Source organism: Paraburkholderia lacunae (assembly GCF_003353175.1).
Taxonomy (GTDB): Bacteria; Pseudomonadota; Gammaproteobacteria; order Burkholderiales; family Burkholderiaceae; genus Paraburkholderia; species Paraburkholderia lacunae.
Genome location: NZ_QHKS01000044.1, coordinates 23,677 through 41,478, shown reverse-complemented (window position 1 = coordinate 41,478; position 17,802 = coordinate 23,677). Strand labels below are relative to the sequence as shown.

Here is a 17,802-nt window from a genome sequence, read left to right as displayed (position 1 = left end):
GGCGCAAGAGCGATGGCGAACCGGGCGCGAAGACGCTGTGGATCGGCATGCAGCGAGTCATGGATGCTGTGATCACCATCCAGATCTTGCGCGACGGCTACGACACTTCTGTATAACGAGATGCCTATAACCAGCTCGCGCAACTGTATGCGTTCCGCGATATCGCGCAGCGTGAGATCGCCAACCGCCAGGACATCGGCCGGATTACCGATGGCCGCGTCACCGCCGGTCTCGACACCAACGTCGAGCGGCAAACCGCGAACGGCAACATCGCGACCAGCCAGTCGAATTTGACCGACCTCGACGGCCAGATCACGGTGGCGCGTTATCAGCTGGGCGCGCTGCTCGGAAAAGGCCCGGATCGCGGTCTGCAAATCGCCGAGCCGGTGCTGACCACCGGCAACGCCGTAGCGTTGCCGAACAACCTGCCGGCCGACCTCGTGGCGCGCCGCGCCGATATCGTCGCCGCGCGCTGGCAGGTCGAAGCGGCCATGCACGACGTGAAGGAAGCGAAGGCCGAATTCTTTCCGGACGTGAATCTCGCGGCCGGCTTCGGATTCGACGCGTTCGGCTGGGGCCGCTTCCTGAAATCGAGTAGCCGTCAGATGCAATTCGGCCCGGCGATTCACCTGCCGATCTTCGACGCCGGCGCGCTGCGCTCGCAATTGAAGGGCCGCTATGCCGACTTCGACCTCGATGTAGCGAACTACAACGAGACGCTGATCAACGCGCTGTCGGATGTGGCAACGCAGGTCTCGTCGATCCGTTCGATCGACCAGCAATCGGGCGACGCCCAACGCGCGCTCGACGCGTCGACCAAGGCGTACCAGCTGGCAGTGATCCGCTATAAGGCCGGTTTGTCGCCGCAGTTGCAGGTGCTGACCGCCGACCAGAACCGCCTTGCCGCCGAACAGACGGTGACGGGCCTGAAGATGCGCCGCCGCGGCTTGCAGATCGGCCTCATCAAGGCGCTCGGCGGCGGTTTCGACGCGACGCAGACCGGCCTCGTGGTGCCGGCCGACGCCCCGGTGACCGCCGCGACCGCCGCCGCAAACTGAAGCTACATCGACGCGACGCATACTCGCCCGAACATCCGCATAAACGACGACGCTTGAGAGAACCCGGAGCACATCCATGAGCACCCCCCAACAGCCCGCGGCCCCCGCACAACCGGCGAACACCGGCAAACGCAAGCTCATGATGACGCTGCTCGTCATCGTGATCCTGACCGCAGCGATCGCCTATGGCCTGTACTACTTCCTCGTCGCGCGCTTCCATGAGGACACCGACGACGCGTACGTGAACGGCAACGTCGTGCAGATCACGCCGCAGGTCACCGGTACGGTGGTCGCCGTGAACGCGGACGACACGCAAACCGTGAAGGCCGGCGACCCGCTCGTCGTGCTCGATCCTGCCGACGCGCGCGTCGCGCTCGAACAGGCCGAAGCCAATCTCGCGCAGACGGTGCGCCAGGTGCGCGGCCTGTTCGCCGACGACGATCAATACCTGGCGCAAGTCGCCGTGCGCCAGTCCGATCTGTCGCGCGCGCAGGACGACCTGAAGCGCCGTCTCACGGTCGCGCAAACGGGCGCCGTGTCGCAGGAAGAAATCTCGCACGCGCGCGACGCCGTGAAGAGCGCGCAGGCCGCCGTCGACGCAGCCCAGCAGCAACTGGCGTCGAACCGCGCGCTGACCGCCAACACCACGATCGCGAATCACCCGAACGTCCAGGCCGCCGCTGCGAAGGTCCGCGACGCGTACCTGAACAACGCGCGCAACAACCTGCCGGCGCCGGTCACCGGCTACGTCGCGAAACGCTCGGTGCAGGTCGGCCAGCGCGTCTCGCCGGGCACCCCGCTGATGGCGATCGTGCCGCTCGGCGGCGTGTGGGTCGACGCGAATTTCAAGGAAGTGCAGTTGAAGCACATGCGCATCGGTCAGCCGGTTGAACTGACGGCCGACGTGTACGGCTCTTCGGTAGTGTTCCACGGCAAGGTGGTCGGCTTCTCGGCGGGCACGGGTTCGGCCTTCTCGCTTTTGCCCGCGCAGAACGCGACCGGCAACTGGATCAAGGTGGTGCAACGTCTGCCGGTGCGGATCGCGCTCGACCCGCAGGAACTCGAGAAGCACCCGCTGCGCATCGGCCTGTCGATGCAAGCGGACGTGGCCATCAAGAACGATGAAGGCGGCCAGCTTGGCCAGGCGCCGAACACGGTTTATCAAACCAACGTGTTCGAGAAGTACGGCGACGAAGCCGACGCGGAAATCGCCCGCATCATCTCGGAGAACGCAGGCCCGAACGGCGGCTCGCAGAAGTCGACGCAAGCAGGCGCCGCCAAGCCCGCTGCGAAGCTGATGTAAGCCTCGCCACGACTCATACAAGGCTTTTTTAATGGCTCAGGCTCAGGCGCAAGTCCCTCACCCGCCGCTCGAGGGCGCGCAACTCGTGATCGGCACCATCGCGGTGTCGCTCGCCGTGTTCATGAACGTGCTCGACACGTCGATTGCGAACGTGTCGATCCCGTCGATTTCGGGCGACCTCGGTGTCTCGTCCGATCAGGGTACGTGGGTGATCACGTCGTTCGCGGTCGCCAACGCGATTTCCGTGCCGCTGACCGGCTGGCTCACCGACCGCATCGGCCAGGTGCGCCTGTTCATGGCGTCGATCGTGCTGTTCGTGATCTCGTCGTGGATGTGCGGCCTCGCGCCCACCCTGCCCTTTCTGCTCGCCTCGCGCGTGCTGCAAGGCGCGGTGGCCGGCCCGATGATTCCGCTGTCGCAAACGCTGCTGCTCGCCAGCTATCCGCGCGCCAAGGCGCCCATGGCTCTGTCGATGTGGGCGATGACCACGCTGATTGCGCCAGTGGCCGGCCCGATTCTCGGCGGCTGGATCTCGGACAACATCTCGTGGCCCTGGATTTTTTACGTCAACATTCCGGTCGGCGCGATTGCTGCGGCGGCGACGTGGATGATCTTCCGCAAGCGCGACTCGGTCGTCAAAAAGGCGCCGATCGACGGCGTCGGACTCGGCCTGCTGATCGCCTGGGTCGGCTCGTTGCAGGTGATGCTCGATAAGGGCAAGGATCTCGACTGGTTCTCGTCGACCACCATCGTCGTTCTGGCGCTGGTCGCGGTGATTGCGCTCGCGTTCTTCATCGTATGGGAATTGACGGCCGAGCATCCGGTGGTCGACCTGTCGCTCTTCAGCCGGCGCAATTTCACGGGCGGCACGGTCGCGCTGTCGATCGGCTACGGACTCTATTTCGGCAATCTCGTGCTGTTGCCGCTGTGGCTGCAAACCGACATTGGCTACACCGCAACCGAAGCCGGTCTGGTGATGGCGCCGGTGGGCCTCTTCGCGGTGCTGCTGTCGCCGATCACCGGCAAGGTGTTGCCGCGGACCGATCCGCGCTATATCGCGACCCTGTCGTTCCTCGTGTTTGCGCTGTGCTTCTGGATGCGCTCGCGTTATACGACCGGCGTCGATACCTATTCGCTGCTGCTGCCGACGCTGATCCAAGGCATCGGCATGGCCGGGTTCTTTATCCCGCTGGTGTCGATCACGCTGTCGGGTTTGTCGGGCAACCGGATTCCGGCCGCGTCGGGTCTGTCGAACTTCGTGCGGATCATGTGCGGCGGGATCGGCACCTCGATCTTCCAGACCGCATGGGATCACCGGACCATCATGCATCACGCGCAGTTGTCGGAACAGGCGAATGCGTACAACCCGGTGTTCGATCAATCGATCCGGCAGATGGGTGCAGCGGGGTTCAGTCAGCCGCAGGCGTATGGTCTCTTCAACACAATGGCCACGCAGCAAGCGGCGCAGTTGGGCGTGAACGATCTGTTCTTTGTTTCCGCCGGCATCTTTGTCGCGCTGATTGCGCTCATCTGGATCACCAAGCCGGAACGCGCGGGCGGTGACGCTGGTGCCGCAGCCGCGGCGGCGCACTGAGTTCTAGCGCCGGTCCAAGACAGCCGGCCGCATGGAAAAAGGCGGAACCGCTATCGAGCGGTTCCGCCTTTTTCGTTGCTGCGCGCCGGGCTGCGAACGCGGTTCAGCTCGCGGCTGTCACCACCAACCGCTCCGGCGCAAGCACGCCCTCGCCCTGTTTCGCGACGCCAAGCAAGCGGCCTTGCGCGGCGTAGACGCGAACCCGTGGCGCGTTCAGCGCGTCCGCGCTGAGGGTCAGTTCGGAGAGTTTCAAGCGCTGGCCATGCAGGAATCGCCGTGTCGCGTCTTCGTTCAATTGCACGAGCGGGAAGGTGGACAGCAACGCATCGACCGGTTGCAGCCACGCATCGCGCTCGCTTTGCGTCGCGTCGGACAGCGCGTCGAGGGTCACCGAATTTTCCAACGTCAGCGCGCCCACACTCGTGCGCCGCAACGCGACCAGATGTGCGCCACAACCGAGCGCTTCACCGATATCCTCGGCCAGCGTCCTGACGTAGGTGCCTTTACTGCACGTCACGCGAAACGTGACGTCCGGCAGCGCGCAGGCGAGCAGCTCGAGCGCATGGATCGTCACCTGACGCCCTTCCCGCTCGACCGTCTGACCAGCGCGCGCGTATTCGTAGAGCGGCTTGCCGTCGCGCTTGAGCGCCGAATACATCGGCGGAACCTGAACGATGCCGCCGAGGAAAGTGCCCAGCGCAGCCTTTACAGCAGCCTCGTCGCACGTCACCTCGCGCGTGTCGAGCGCTTCGCCTTCGGCGTCGCCGGTGGTCGTGCGGATGCCGAGGCGCATGGTCGCCTCGTAGGTCTTGTCGGCTTCGAGCAGGTCCTGCGAGAACTTGGTGGCTTCGCCGAAACACAGCGGCAACAGACCGGTGGCTAGTGGATCGAGCGTGCCGGTATGGCCCGCCTTTTTCGCCAGATAGAGACGCTTCGCCCGAATCAGCGCGTCGTTGCTCGACAAGCCGAGCGGCTTGTCGAGCAGCAGCACGCCGTCGAGCGCGCGACGCGGCACGCGGGGGCGTTGAGGTGCGGTCATGTCAGAAAGACGAAAGCTTCAATGGGTACGAAAAACAGCGCGGCTGAGGACGCTGGGTCAGGACGCAAGCATGGGCGCAATCAGCGCGCGGATGAGGACGCGGACAGAACCCGCGCGTTCAATCCTCTTTCGCGCGATTGGCATTCGCCTCGTCGATCAAACGCGACATTTCGACGGCACGTTCGATGGTCTTGTCGTAGTGGAAATGCAGCGTCGGCACGGTGTGGATATGCAGGCGCTTGAACAGCTGATTGTGCAGATGGCCGGCCGCGTGCTGGAGTGCTTCCAGCGTCTGCTGCGGGTCGCCCGTCAGCGTCGTGAAATAGACCTTCGCGTGCGCATAGTCCGGCGTCAGTTCGACGCTTTGAATCGTGACGATACCGATGCGCGGGTCCTTGACCTCGCGCAGCAGTTCGGACAGATCGCGCTGGATCTGATCGGCGATCTGCACGTTGCGATTGGGAGAAGTTCGTTTTTTAGGCATGGTGAATGGATGATCCGTTCCGGCGGATGGCAAAGGTTGTTCGCGCGTGCCGCGGTTTTTTCCAGGCGGCGATGAAGCGGCTGGAACAACCGCCATGACCGCTGCGGGCGCGAAACGGCACGGCCAAAAACAACGGGCGGAGCGGGCGTTGAAGCCCGCTCCGCCCCTTTTGCCGTGCCGCGTGAATTACAGCGTACGCGCGACTTCGGTAACCTCGAAGACTTCGAACTGATCGCCTTCGACGATATCGTTGAAGTTCTTGATCGACATACCGCACTCGAAGCCCTGACGGACTTCCTTCACGTCGTCCTTGAAGCGCTTGAGCGAATCGAGCTCGCCCGTAAAGATGACGACGTTGTTGCGCAGCACACGCACCGACGACGAGCGCTTGACGAAACCGTCCGTGACCATACAGCCGGCCACCGCGCCGATCTTCGGCACCTTGAAGACCTGACGCACTTCGACCGTACCCGTCACGATCTCGCGCTTCTCCGGTGCCAGCATGCCCGACATCGCGGCCTTCACTTCATCCACTGCGTCATAGATGATGTTGTAGTAGCGAATATCGACGCCGTTGGCTTCCGCCAGCTTGCGAGCCTGTGCATCCGCACGGGTGTTGAAGCCGATGATGACCGCCTTCGAAGCCGTTGCCAGGTTGACATCGGACTCGCTGATGCCACCCACGGCGCCGTGCACGATCTGCACGCGCACTTCGTCGGTGGACAGCTTGAGCAGGGACTGCACCAAAGCTTCCTGCGAACCTTGCACGTCGGCCTTGACGATGAGCGGCATGTACTGCACTTCGCCTTCGCCCATCTGTTCCAGCATGTTCTCGAGCTTCGCGGCCTGTTGCTTGGCCAGCTTGACGTCGCGGAACTTGCCTTGGCGGAACAGCGCGACTTCACGCGCCTTACGGTCGTCGGGCATGACGATCATTTCTTCGCCAGCCTGCGGCACTTCCGACAAACCCTGAATCTCGACCGGGATCGACGGGCCAGCGGACTTGGTCGGCTTGCCGGTTTCGTCGAGCATGGCTCGCACGCGACCGTAGGCGCTGCCTGCCAGCACCACGTCGCCGCGGTTAAGCGTACCGGACTGGACGAGGATCGTTGCAACCGGACCCTTACCCTTGTCGAGCTTCGCTTCGATGACGAGACCCTTGGCCGGTGCTTCGACCGGTGCCGTCAGTTCCAGCACTTCGGCTTGCAGCAGCACGTTTTCCAGCAGATCGTCGATACCCGCGCCGGTCTTGGCCGACACCGGCACGAACGGCGAATCGCCACCGTATTCTTCCGGCACGACGCCTTCGGCGACCAGCTCCTGCTTGACGCGCTCCGGATTCGCTTCGGGCTTGTCGATCTTGTTGATCGCGACGACGAGCGGCACGCCGCCTGCCTTCGCGTGGGCGATCGCTTCCTTCGTTTGCGGCATCACGCCGTCGTCGGCTGCGACCACCAGAATCACGATGTCGGTTGCCTTCGCACCACGGGCACGCATGGCCGTAAAGGCTTCGTGACCCGGCGTGTCGAGGAACGTGATGACGCCGCGCGGCGTTTCGACGTGATAGGCGCCGATGTGCTGCGTAATCCCGCCTGCTTCACCCGCTGCAACCTTGGCGCGGCGGATGTAGTCGAGCAGCGACGTCTTGCCGTGGTCGACGTGGCCCATGACCGTGACGACCGGCGGACGCGGCAGTGCTTCCGCGTCGGAAATTTCGCCTTCGACCAGCATGGCTTCCGGATCGTCCAGCTTGGCCGCAACCGCGTGATGGCCCAGTTCCTCGACGATGATCATCGCCGTTTCCTGGTCCAGCATCTGGTTGATCGTGACCATCTGGCCGAGCTTCATCATCGATTTGATGACCTCCGATGCCTTCACCGCCATCTTGTGCGCCAGATCGGCGACCGTGATGGTTTCCGGCACGTGCACTTCACGCACGATCGGTTCGGTCGGCGCCTGGAACGTGGTGCTCTGCTCCTGATGCTTGCCGCGACCCTTCGGGCCACCGCGCCAGCTGCGATCGACACCACCGCTCGTATCGCCACGCGTCTTGATGCCGCGGCGCTTCGCTGCGTCGTCCTGCCAGCCGCCCTTGCCGGCGCCCGGCTTCTTCTTGTCGCCAGCCGACGACGGTGCAGCGGCCGGAGCAGCCGGAGCCGCGGCAGCCGGCTTCCTGGCTGCCGGACGCGCCGGTGCTTCGCCTGCCGGACGCGCCGGCTTGTGCAGCGTGCCCTTGGCTTCAGCGGCCTTGGCCGGCTCAGCAGGCTTCGGTGCCGGTTCCGGCGCCTTGACCTGCGCCTTGCGCGGCGTGCTCATCATTTCGCGAATCGCCCGTGCTTCGGCTTCCGCCGCCGCACGGCGCTTGCTGATTTCTTCCTGCTCGGCGCGCGTCTTTTCGGCGGCCTGACGCGCCGCGTCTTCCGCTTTCTTCGCCGCTTCGCGTTGAGCGGCGCGCTCTGCCGCAGCGCGCTCGTCGTCCTGCTCAGCCGTCGGCTCGGCGGCCTTGGCAGCTGCCGGCTGAGCCTTCGCTGCGGCCGGCTGCGCAGTGGCTTGCGCCGCTTGAGCCGTCTCGCGAGAAGCCGCTTCGGCCGCAGCCGCCGCGCGCTTCTTCGCCGCTTCTTCTTCCGCACGGCGGCGCTCGGCTTCGGCAGCCTGCTCGCGCGCCTGACGCTCGGCCTCTTCGCGTTCGAGTTGTTCCTGACGCGCCTTCAGCTCCTGAGCCTGCTTTTCGAGCAGTTCGGCTTCGTGACGAGCTTCCTCTTCACGACGCTGGAGTTCGAGGTCGTCCACCTCGGCCTCGGCCACATGATTCGATGCTTCCGCGCCTTCAGCGGCGGATTCGTCGCGGCGGACGAAGGTGCGCTTCTTGCGCACCTCGACCTGAATGGTGCGAGCTTTACCCGTCGCGTCGGACTGCTTGATCTCCGACGTATGCCGGCGCGTCAGCGTGATCTTGCGCTTGTCGGCATCGTTGGAGCCGTGCGACTTGCGCAAGTGGTCGAGCAGACGCGCCTTGTCCGCCTCGGACAGGTTGTCGTCTTCGCTCGCTTTCTGGACGCCCGCCGCCTGCAGCTGCTCGAGCAGCACGCCTGCAGGCATTTTCAGTTCCGCGGCAAATTGGGCTACGTTGTTACTCGCCATTCATTCCTCTTAATGCAAGGACCGATTCCTTGCGGTTAGCATCGGGTCATGCGGCCTGACGGCCGCGTTCAATTTAGTGCGCCATGGTCATTTCTCACTGGAACCAGTGTTCACGTGCTTTCATGATCAACGCCTTAGCGGCATCCTCTTCCATTCCGGTCATCTCGACCAGTTCATCCACAGCCAGTTCGGCGAGTTCGTCGCGCGTCTGGATCTGATGTTCGGCAAGCTTGGCGAGCAGGTCGGCGTCCATGCCTTCCAGACTCTTCAGGTCGAGTGCGACATTTTCGACCTTTTCTTCATTCGCGATCGCCTGCGTCAGCAACGCGTCGCGCGAGCGATTACGCAGTTCGTGAACGGTGTCTTCGTCGAATGCTTCGATTTCGAGCATCTCGTTGAGCGGCACATAAGCGATCTCTTCGAGGCTCGTGAAGCCTTCGTCGATCAGGATGTCGGCGACTTCCTCGTCGACATCGAGACGCGCCATGAACAGGTCGCGCAGTACGCCGCGTTCCTGATTCTGCTTCTGCGCAGATTCGTCCGGCGTCATGATGTTGATCTGCCAGCCGGTGAGTTCGCTGGCAAGACGCACGTTCTGGCCACTGCGGCCGATCGCGACCGCCAGTTCGTTTTCGTCTACGACGACGTCCATCGAATGCTTTTCTTCGTCGACGACGATCGACTGGACGGCTGCCGGCGCGAGCGCGCCGATCACAAACTGGGCGGGATCTTCCGACCATAGCACGATGTCGACGTTTTCGCCACCGAGCTCGTTACGCACGGCCTGCACGCGCGAACCGCGAATGCCGACGCAGGTGCCGATCGGGTCGATGCGCTTGTCGTAAGCGACCACGCCGATCTTGGCGCGCACGCCCGGATCGCGCGCCGCCGCCTTGATTTCCAGCAGGCCCTGTTCGATTTCCGGCACTTCCATTTCGAACAGCTTCATCAGGAATTCAGGGGCCGTACGCGACAGTTCGATCTGCGGACCGCGCGCGGTGCGATCGACCTTGGCGATATAGGCGCGCACGCGGTCGCCCACGCGCAGGTTTTCCTTCGGAATCAGCTGGTCGCGACGCAGCAGCGCTTCGACACGGCCGGTTTCGACGATGAAGTTACCCTTGTCCAGGCGCTTGACCGAGCCGGTCATGATGCTTTCGCCACGCTCGAGGAAGTCGTTCAGGATCTGCTCGCGCTCGGCGTCACGCACCTTCTGCAGGATCACCTGCTTGGCGGCCTGCGCGCCGATGCGGCCGAATTCGATCGACGGCACCGGTTCCTCGATGTATTCGTCGAGCTGGATTTCGGGCTTCTGTTCACGTGCTTCGAACAGCAGAATTTCCTGATCGGGCTCCTGCAAACCGGCTTCGTCCGGCACCACGCGCCAACGGCGAAACGTTTCGTGCTCGCCGCTTTCACGGTCGATCTGGACGCGGATGTCCGCGTCTTCTTCGAAGAGTTTCTTGGAGGCCGAAGCGAGGGCCGCCTCGAGCGCGGCAAATACCACGTCTTTGTCGACGTTCTTCTCGCGTGCCAGCGCATCCACCAGCATCAACACTTCGCGACTCATTGTTTGCGGCTCCTAAAGTCAACTTTCGGAACGAGGCGTGCTTTATCCATGTCCGCGAGCGTGAAATCAAGCATCGCGGCGCCTTCCTTCCCTTCAAATTCCAGACCGATCGTCTCGCCTTGCGGAGCATGCAGAATGCCCCGGTACGATTTCCGTCCGTCCAATGGCTTTTTCAATGTGATAACCACTTCGCTGCCCGCGAAGCGTTCGAAATCCGCCAGTTTTTTCAGCGGGCGGTCGAGACCCGGCGACGACACTTCAAGCCGCTCGTAATCGATATTTTCGACCGTCAGAACGTGCTGGAGCTGACGCGTGACTTTCTCGCAGTCTTCGATCGCGATGCCGGCCGGCTGGTCGATATAAATACACAACATGCCGCGCCCGGTGCGCTCGAGATCGACGAGCTCGTAGCCGAGTCCCACGACCGTGGTTTCAATCAGTTCCGTCAGTTGCACAGTGCCCTCTAAGATGTTCGCGCGGCGAGCGCCGCTTGTTTTGCAAACAATCCATGCGGGCCGCGCGCCAAGCCGGCGCACGTTCGTGCTACCCGAGATGCCGAACCACGATGAACTGAGCGGCAAAAAAAAATGGGCTAAACGCCCATCATCTTATTGCCGGTGGTCGCACCTGAGCCGCACATGAAAAGCCGCACGCCCAGCGACTCTGCGATTGTAGCCATTTTTCGGGACAAACGCAAACCGCGGAACGCCGCGCGAAGCGCATTTCCGCGTGATTTCATCGCAATCCTGCAACGCTATTTCAACGATATCGCGACGGCGTCAGCCTTTTGCAAGCTGATTCGCACCATGCGCCAGCGGCGGCCGGTAAATCGGGCAAGAAACTCTGCCCCTACTTATGCGCACGCTGCGGTTTTTATGCGCGACATTTTTGTGCGCGACATAAAACCCGCAGCGCTTAGCTTATTAATTGATTCTCACGGCAGCCTGACGTTATCGCCAAAGAACAAACGAGCGCGCCGGCTGCCCGGCCAACTGCGCCTACCGCCTAACGGCCCCGCGAGCGGCCGCGCGGCGCGCCGCCACCACGATTGGCGCCGCCCGCGTTAGCGTTGCTGCCGCCAGCACGATTGGCGTTACCGCCGCGATTGCCGCCCGGCCCGCGGTTGCCGCCGCCCGGATTGGCGCTGTTGCCGCCGGCACGCTTGCCGCCGCCCGCAGCGCGATTGCTGTTGCCCGACGGCGCACGATTGCCGTCGACGTCACGGCCGCCACGCGGGCCGCCCACGCCGCCGCCCGTCGGGCCGCCAAAGCCACCGGCGCCGCGGCCCGCACCGCGATTGCCGTAGCCGCCGCCGAAACCGGAGCCCGCACCACCGCCGCCGAAGCCGCCGCCCGCCGCCCCGCGCCGGCCCTGACCACGAGGCTGCTGCTGGTCGAAACGACCATGGGACATCAGCACCGGCTCGCGGCTGATGAAGCCCATCGACGTCTGCATCGGATCCGGCTGCTTACGCTCGGGCGCGGCATTGCGGCCACCTCGTTCTTCAGTGGGCGCCTTCAGACCGACTGAGGCCATCAACGCGCGCACCTGATTGTCTTCGAGTTCTTCGTAGCGGCCGCGCTTCAAGCCCTTCGGCAGCGAAATCGGGCCGTGACGCGTACGGATCAGGCGGCTGACCATCAGGCCGGCCGCTTCGAACATGCGGCGCACTTCGCGGTTACGCCCTTCGGCGAGCGCGACATGATACCAATGGTTGGTGCCCTCGCCGCCGCCGTCGCGAATACGCAGGAAGTTCGCCGGACCGTCGTCCAGCTCGACGCCGTTCAACAGCTTCTGACGCATCCCTTCAGCCAGCTCGCCAACCACGCGCACCGCATACTCACGCTCGACGCTATAACGCGGATGCATGAACCGGTTCGCCAGATCGCCCGAGGTGGTCAGCATCAGCAGACCTTCGGTGTTGAAGTCGAGGCGGCCGACCGCGAGCCACTTGGCGGTCTTCATGGGCGGCAGCTTGTCGAACACGGACGGACGGCCCTCCGGATCGGCGTGGCTGACGATTTCGCCCGTCGGTTTGTGATACAGCAGCACACGCGGCGGCTTGCTGGCCACTTTGCGCTTGACCGGCTTGCCGTTGATGCGAACCTGGTCGGTCGGCATGATGCGCTGGCCGATGTGCGCAGGTTCGCCGTTCACCGATACCCGGCCGGCCACGATCAGCTCTTCCATGTCGCGGCGCGAGCCCATGCCCGCTTCGGCCAGCACCTTGTGCAGCTTCGGCGCGTCGTCATCCGGCGACAGCACGCGCTTGGGCGCAGCCGGCTTGCCACGGCGCAGCATCGGGGCGCGCACGCCGCCGGTGGCGTTGTTGTCCGCATCGAAAGCGGGCGACGTGACATACGAAAACAGATCGTCCTGGCTGGCTTCAGCCGCCGCTGCCGGCGCTTCGCCGCCGCGCCGATTCTGACGCTGACCGCCTTCGCGGGGCTGACGCTCGCGAGGTCCGCCTTCGCGGGGCGCGCCCTCGCGCTGACCGCCTTCGCGCTTCGCGCCGCCCGCGTTGCGGCGCGGCCCCTGGCCCTTGGCGCCCGCATCCTTACGCGGCGTACGCACTTGCGCGACGACTTCGCCGTCCGGTGGCGCCTCGGTGACGACCGGCGCGCCTTCGGCGCCCTTCGGCTTCGCCCCGGCGCGGCGCCGCGCAATCAGGCTGCGCGGCCCGCGACGCAGGCCACGGCGCGGACGGTCTTCACCCTCTGCTTCCGTGGTCTGCGCCGGGCGCTCGCCCTCGCCTGCCGACGCTTGCGTGGTGCGCGCTTCGTCGGCGCGCGCCGACGGCACGGCGCGCTCGGATTCGGACGAATCGGTGTCGTGGGTATGTGTCAAAACAACCTCAAAATGTCAGGTCGCGCACGCCCCTTGCGGGCGCGGCAAAAAAAATAGTTCGGTTACGTCAGGCGCTGCGCGACTCGGGTTCGTCGTCAGTCAGAACACCTGCGTCCTGTGCAGCATCGCGGCGATCCTCAGGATCGCCGTGCGCCACCTTGGTCGGGTTCGGCTCGGTGGTGTGCTCCGTTTCGCGGAGTACGCCCGAGCCGTGCGCGGGTATTGCCGGATCGGCCTGGGAGACCGGATCGTGATTCAGTGCAGGCTCGGCGGCGCCGGCTTGCGGTTCAACGTGTGCAGCTTCAGCATGCTCTCGCGCGGCCGGCCTGGCAGCAGCGTCCTGATGCAGCTCGGACGCCGGCGCGGCATCCGCAGCGCTATCGGCCTGCTCTACCGGCTCACCCTGCTCGCCACGCTGGGGCCGATCGTGCAGCGCTTGATGCTCTCTAGCAGGCTCCACTCCCGCTTGTTCGACGTCGCCGCCATCGGCGTGACTCGCCGGGACCGCGGATTCAACGTCTGCGGATTCAGTATGCAGCGTCTCGCCCGCTGCTTGCGGGGCGCTTTGTTCCGCGTCGCTCCCAGCCGCGCGGAAGGATTCGGCCGCAACCGGATCGGCTTCGACCGCGGCGGTTTCCGCATCCGCTTCGGGCTCAACCGCCTCGCCCGAGGCCAGCGCCTGCGCGGCTTCAGCGTCGGCGAACTCGATCGCGTGCTGCCCGAGCAGATCCGCATTCAGCTGCGCCGACGGATCGGCAAGCGGCGGCAATTCGTCGAGCGCCTTCAAACCCAGGTCGTCGAGAAACTGCCGCGTGGTCGCGTACAGCGCCGGACGGCCCGGAACATCACGATGGCCGATCACTTCGATCCAGCCCCGATCTTCAAGCTGCTTGACGACCTGCGTATTCACGGTGACGCCGCGAATCTCTTCGATATCGCCGCGTGTGACCGGTTGCCGATACGCGATGATCGCGAGCGTTTCGAGCACCGCACGCGAATATTTCGGCGGTTTCTCGGGATGCAAACGATCCAGATACGAACGCATCGCGGGCTTGCTTTGAAACCGCCAGCCCGAAGCCAGCCCGACCAACTCCACACCGCGCCCAGACCAATCCTGCCTGAGGTCTTCGAGCAAAGTCCGAACGGTATCTGCCGACACGCCGTCGGCAAAGAGCTTGCGCAGTTCGCCGAGCTTTAACGGCTCCTGCGCGCAGATCAAAGCAGTCTCGAGGACGATCTTCGCCTCTTGGGTATTCATGCAGCCAGGTCGACCTTATGAGTTAGGGTCAAAGAACCGGATCAAACAGACGATGTGGAACTGAAGACGCGCTCGCCCGATTCTGATCGGTCATATTGATGGGAGCACGCACCGGGGGGAGGCGAAACAGGCAATCGAGCCAAACCCAGCCGGACGGAGCAGCGATATTCCTGAAAGGAACCGCGTGACTGAGCGCCATATTACGCAAAAACAACCGGTGCGTAAAGACGAAATCCCTGACGAAATCCACCGCGCATTTTCCGCCGATGCTCTGGGCCATCTGCTTCAGAGCAAAAGCGTACGAACTTGGACCTGAAACTCGCCTCTCCGGCCGGCTTCGCCTCCGCCATCGTTCAATGTGCGCCGTGCTGCGCGAGAAACCGCTGCAGACGCTCGACGCCCGCGTCCAGCCGCGCCGTATCGCAGGCATAGCACCAGCGCACGAAACCCTCGCCCTGCGGGCCGAACGCGCTGCCGGGCGCCACACCCAGCCCCACTTCGCGCACCAGCGCCTTGCACAACTCGAGACTGCGCGAGGCCCCCGGCATCGAGAAAAACAGATACATCGCACCCGGCGGCGTCTTCAGGTCGACGCCCGGCACCGCCGACAGCGCCCGCACCAGATGATCGCGCGACGCCTTAAGATCGCGCACCAGCTCCTGCGTGAAGCGTTCGCCCAGCTGGACGGCCGCGATGCCCGCCTGCTGCACGAAAGCGGGTGCGCACGAAGTGTTGTATTCGACCAGTTTGCCCAGATCGTCCATCAGCGCGGCCGGCGCGACGATCCAGCCGAGCCGCCAGCCGGTCATCAGCCATGCTTTCGAGAACGAGTTCACGCAGATCACGCGTTCGTCGCGCGCGGCCAGGTCGAGAAAGGACGGCGCGGTGCGTGACCCGGCGCCGTCGGCATCGATGCCGGCATCCCCGTAATAAAGACGCTCGTAGACTTCGTCCGCGACAATCCAGATGCCGTGGCGCCGGCAATGCGCGAGCACGGCGCGCTGCTCGTCGCGGCTCATCACCCAGCCGGTCGGATTGTTCGGCGAGTTGACGAGCAACATCTTCGTGTCCGGCGTGAGGGCAGCCAGCAATTGCTCGAGATCGAGCTGCCAGCCGTGTTCGCCATAGCCGAGCGCCACCGTTTCGACATGCGCGCCGAGAATCTTCGGGATCTCGACCAGGTTGGGCCACAACGGCGTCACCGCGACGACACGGTCGCCCCCGCCGACCACCAGCTGCGCGGCCAGCATAAGCGCATTGACGCCCGCGCTCGTCACCGCGACGTTATCGCACGAAGTCGGACCGTGCAGTTCGCTGACGTAGTCAGCGAGCGCGGCGCGCAACGGCGCGATGCCCAGGTTGTGCGTATAGAAGGTCGCGCCGGCGGCCAACGCGGCGCTGGCGGCGTCGCGGATGAAAGCCGGGCTCACCCGGTCGGACTCGCCGAACCAGAACGGCAGCACGTCGGGGACGCCGAAACCGGCGTTGGCAACCTCACGGATCTGCGAAGGACGCAGTGCGCGCACGGCATCGCGCGCGTTAGGGACGGATGGCACAGGCAGATCCGATTCGCTCATCGAGGCTTCCACACGAATGACAGGTCAAGGTCGGGGTTCAGGAAAGGCGACAGTTTAGCGCGACGCCTGTTTCCGAGGCGGCGAAGCCACCGGTCGAGCAGCCGCGACGGCGCCCCACGCGACGCCAAACGCGCACTCGCACTTATTGCGCCTCAACCGCGCACCCAAGGACTTCAGCCCAGGTCCTCAGCCCGCGCCGGCAATTGCCGGATCAGCCCCCACACCGCCTCCGCCGCCGGCGACAGCGACCGGTCGCGTCGCCGCACCAGTTCGACCGTGCGTTCGGCGCGCGGCACCAACGGTCGCGCCACCAGCGAGGCGTTCGCCGGCAAAGGCAAAGCCAGCCACGGCAGCACACTCACGCCCACGCCCGCCTCGACCAGCCCAAAAACGGTCGCCGAATGCCCCAACTCCTGCACCACCGTGGCGCTGACGCCATGCTCGTTCATCACCGCGTCGATGATCGGCCGGCTGCCGGACGCATAGTCGAGCATGACGAGCCTCTGGCCCTCGAGATCCGTCCACGCCACCTGTTTCTGAGCCGCCAGCGGATGATCGTCGCGCGACACGACGCAGAACGAATCTGTCATCAGCGATTCGCTGATGAGGTCGTCGGTGGAAAACGGGCCGATGATGACGCCGAAATCGACTTCGCCCGACTTGACCTTGCGCACCACGTCGCTTTGCACGTCGTCACGCAAACCCAGCGCAATGTACGGGAATTGCCTGCCGCACGACGCCACCACGCCGGGCATCAACCGGCAGGCCACCGTCGGGCTGGCCGCGACCACCACGCGGCCACGCCGTTGCTCGCCGATTTCGCGAATCTCGCGCAGCGCGTCGTCCAGATCGGTCAACAGACGCGACACGCTCGACACCAGGTTGCCGCCGACGTCAGTGAGTTGCACCTCGCGCGTAGTGCGGTCGATCAGCTTGAGGCCGATTTCGCCCTCCAGTTCGCGCACGCAGCGGCTGACCGCCGATTGCGTCAGGCCGATCTCATCGCCCGCGCGGCTGAAGCTCCGCAAACGGGCCACCTCGATGAAAACCCTTAGCTGACGCAGCGTCACATTCATTTACCGATCTCATCAATAACATCGTTTGATGCGCATTGTATGGCGAAATGCCGCACAGGCGCCGTGCCGGATTACCTCGCTGCAATGCGGCAATAAGGCGCAAACGCACGCTGGCCGGGCTTGATTGCACAAGATTGGTGATTGTCCCGATTTGCGAGATGGGTTTTTTGGATTCTTATACGCCCCTAGCTAGCGCCCGCGCTGGCCCGCCGTTACGGGGCTTGCAGGCAGTCGGACTCAACTTGGCACACTTCCTGCATTTACATGCACACAGGGTCGGCGCCATGACTTCTGACTGCATAGCAGACCGTGGCAAGCCCGACCCCCCTTGGCACTCGCCTATCGAGTGCATGGAGAGTGCGCGGCGCGGGGCAGCGCACCGGAGTTAGCTTCGCTGAGGTGAAACATGATGCTGTTCGACGATTTGAGAGACAACGAGTGGGCGCTGGTCGAGGCGTTGTTCTGTGCGGAGCCAGCACGGAGCGAACGGCGCGGTCGGCCACGCGTGGAAGCACGCGCGGTTGTCAACGCTGTGCTTTGGGTGCTGTCGACGGGCGAAGGCTGGTCCAAGCTGCCCGGCCGGTATCCGTCGCCGCCGACTTGCCGCCGCCGCTTCGACGAGTGGCAAGCCGATGGTACGCTCGCCGAAATAGTTAAACGACTCGGCACGAGCGGCCGCGAAATTTCGCTGCGTGGGCGCATTGGCGCGACCGCTGCGAAACCGCCGGCACCGCCGAGCCGCGACCGTCTGCGTGGCGCGTTCTGGACCAATCCGGAATCGTGGCGCGCGCCGGTCAAGATGGCCTGACGCGAATTGTTTTGCCTCCGGGCGCCTGCGGGCGCCCGGCGCGTATC

At 64.4% G+C, this 17,802-nt stretch carries 12 protein-coding genes and 3 pseudogenes; 5 read left to right on the top strand and 10 right to left on the bottom strand.

Going from position 1 to position 17,802, the window contains the following annotated elements; genetic code table 11:
• Positions 1-125 precede the first annotated feature (125 nt).
• From DLM46_RS36010 to DLM46_RS36000, 3 genes and pseudogenes are all read left to right on the top strand, one after another.
• Positions 126-1,058 (top strand): annotated as a pseudogene (locus DLM46_RS36010) (efflux transporter outer membrane subunit); the annotation flags it as partial.
• A gap of 76 nt (positions 1,059-1,134) precedes the next feature.
• On the top strand, positions 1,135-2,361 hold the full coding sequence (locus DLM46_RS36005) for an EmrA/EmrK family multidrug efflux transporter periplasmic adaptor subunit (RefSeq protein WP_115109203.1): 1,227 nt from the start codon (positions 1,135-1,137) through the stop codon (positions 2,359-2,361).
• A 22-nt stretch (positions 2,362-2,383) separates the two neighbouring features.
• Positions 2,384-3,955, top strand: a pseudogene (locus DLM46_RS36000) (DHA2 family efflux MFS transporter permease subunit); the annotation flags it as partial.
• 103 nt (positions 3,956-4,058) lie between these two features.
• On the opposite strand, the gene truB reads toward DLM46_RS36000, so the two are convergent.
• From truB to rimP, 5 genes are all read right to left on the bottom strand, one after another.
• Complete coding sequence (truB, locus tag DLM46_RS35995) at positions 4,059-4,994, bottom strand: tRNA pseudouridine(55) synthase TruB (RefSeq protein WP_115109199.1); 936 nt, start codon at positions 4,992-4,994, stop codon at positions 4,059-4,061.
• 118 nt (positions 4,995-5,112) lie between these two features.
• Entirely contained in the window at positions 5,113-5,478 is a 366-nt protein-coding gene (rbfA, locus tag DLM46_RS35990; RefSeq protein WP_115109196.1) for a 30S ribosome-binding factor RbfA, read from the bottom strand.
• Between the two features lie 186 nt (positions 5,479-5,664).
• Positions 5,665-8,619 (bottom strand): translation initiation factor IF-2, encoded by a 2,955-nt coding sequence (infB, locus tag DLM46_RS35985; RefSeq protein ID WP_115109194.1) that lies wholly within the window; start codon positions 8,617-8,619, stop codon positions 5,665-5,667.
• 94 nt (positions 8,620-8,713) lie between these two features.
• Positions 8,714-10,189, bottom strand: coding sequence for a transcription termination factor NusA (gene nusA, locus DLM46_RS35980; protein WP_115109191.1), 1,476 nt, complete (start codon positions 10,187-10,189; stop codon positions 8,714-8,716).
• On the bottom strand, positions 10,186-10,644 hold the full coding sequence (rimP, locus tag DLM46_RS35975; protein ID WP_007182297.1) for a ribosome maturation factor RimP: 459 nt from the start codon (positions 10,642-10,644) through the stop codon (positions 10,186-10,188). The genes nusA and rimP overlap by 4 nt, the downstream gene beginning before the upstream one ends.
• A 183-nt stretch (positions 10,645-10,827) precedes the next feature.
• Here rimP and DLM46_RS39210 point away from each other — a divergent pair, with 183 nt between their 5' ends.
• Positions 10,828-11,256, top strand: coding sequence for a hypothetical protein (locus tag DLM46_RS39210; RefSeq protein ID WP_133300436.1), 429 nt, complete (start codon positions 10,828-10,830; stop codon positions 11,254-11,256).
• Here DLM46_RS39210 and rluB read toward each other — a convergent pair.
• The 5 genes from rluB to DLM46_RS35950 form a co-directional block, all read right to left on the bottom strand.
• Positions 11,195-13,036 (bottom strand): 23S rRNA pseudouridine(2605) synthase RluB, encoded by a 1,842-nt coding sequence (gene rluB / locus DLM46_RS35970; RefSeq protein WP_115109189.1) that lies wholly within the window; start codon positions 13,034-13,036, stop codon positions 11,195-11,197. The two genes, DLM46_RS39210 and rluB, sit on opposite strands and share 62 nt — an antisense overlap.
• A 67-nt stretch (positions 13,037-13,103) precedes the next feature.
• Positions 13,104-14,294, bottom strand: a complete 1,191-nt coding sequence (gene scpB, locus DLM46_RS35965) for an SMC-Scp complex subunit ScpB (RefSeq protein WP_115109187.1) — start codon at positions 14,292-14,294, stop codon at positions 13,104-13,106.
• Positions 14,295-14,322: 28 nt separating this feature from the next.
• On the bottom strand, positions 14,323-14,574 hold the full coding sequence (locus DLM46_RS35960) for a hypothetical protein (protein ID WP_115109184.1): 252 nt from the start codon (positions 14,572-14,574) through the stop codon (positions 14,323-14,325).
• A gap of 73 nt (positions 14,575-14,647) precedes the next feature.
• Positions 14,648-15,871, bottom strand: coding sequence for a pyridoxal phosphate-dependent aminotransferase (locus tag DLM46_RS35955; RefSeq protein WP_115109207.1), 1,224 nt, complete (start codon positions 15,869-15,871; stop codon positions 14,648-14,650).
• A gap of 173 nt (positions 15,872-16,044) precedes the next feature.
• Positions 16,045-16,947, bottom strand: a complete 903-nt coding sequence (locus tag DLM46_RS35950) for a LysR family transcriptional regulator (RefSeq protein ID WP_115109182.1) — start codon at positions 16,945-16,947, stop codon at positions 16,045-16,047.
• A gap of 409 nt (positions 16,948-17,356) precedes the next feature.
• Between DLM46_RS35950 and DLM46_RS35945 the strand changes: the two are divergent.
• Positions 17,357-17,752 (top strand): annotated as a pseudogene (locus DLM46_RS35945) (transposase); the annotation flags it as partial.
• Positions 17,753-17,802: the final 50 nt, after the last annotated feature.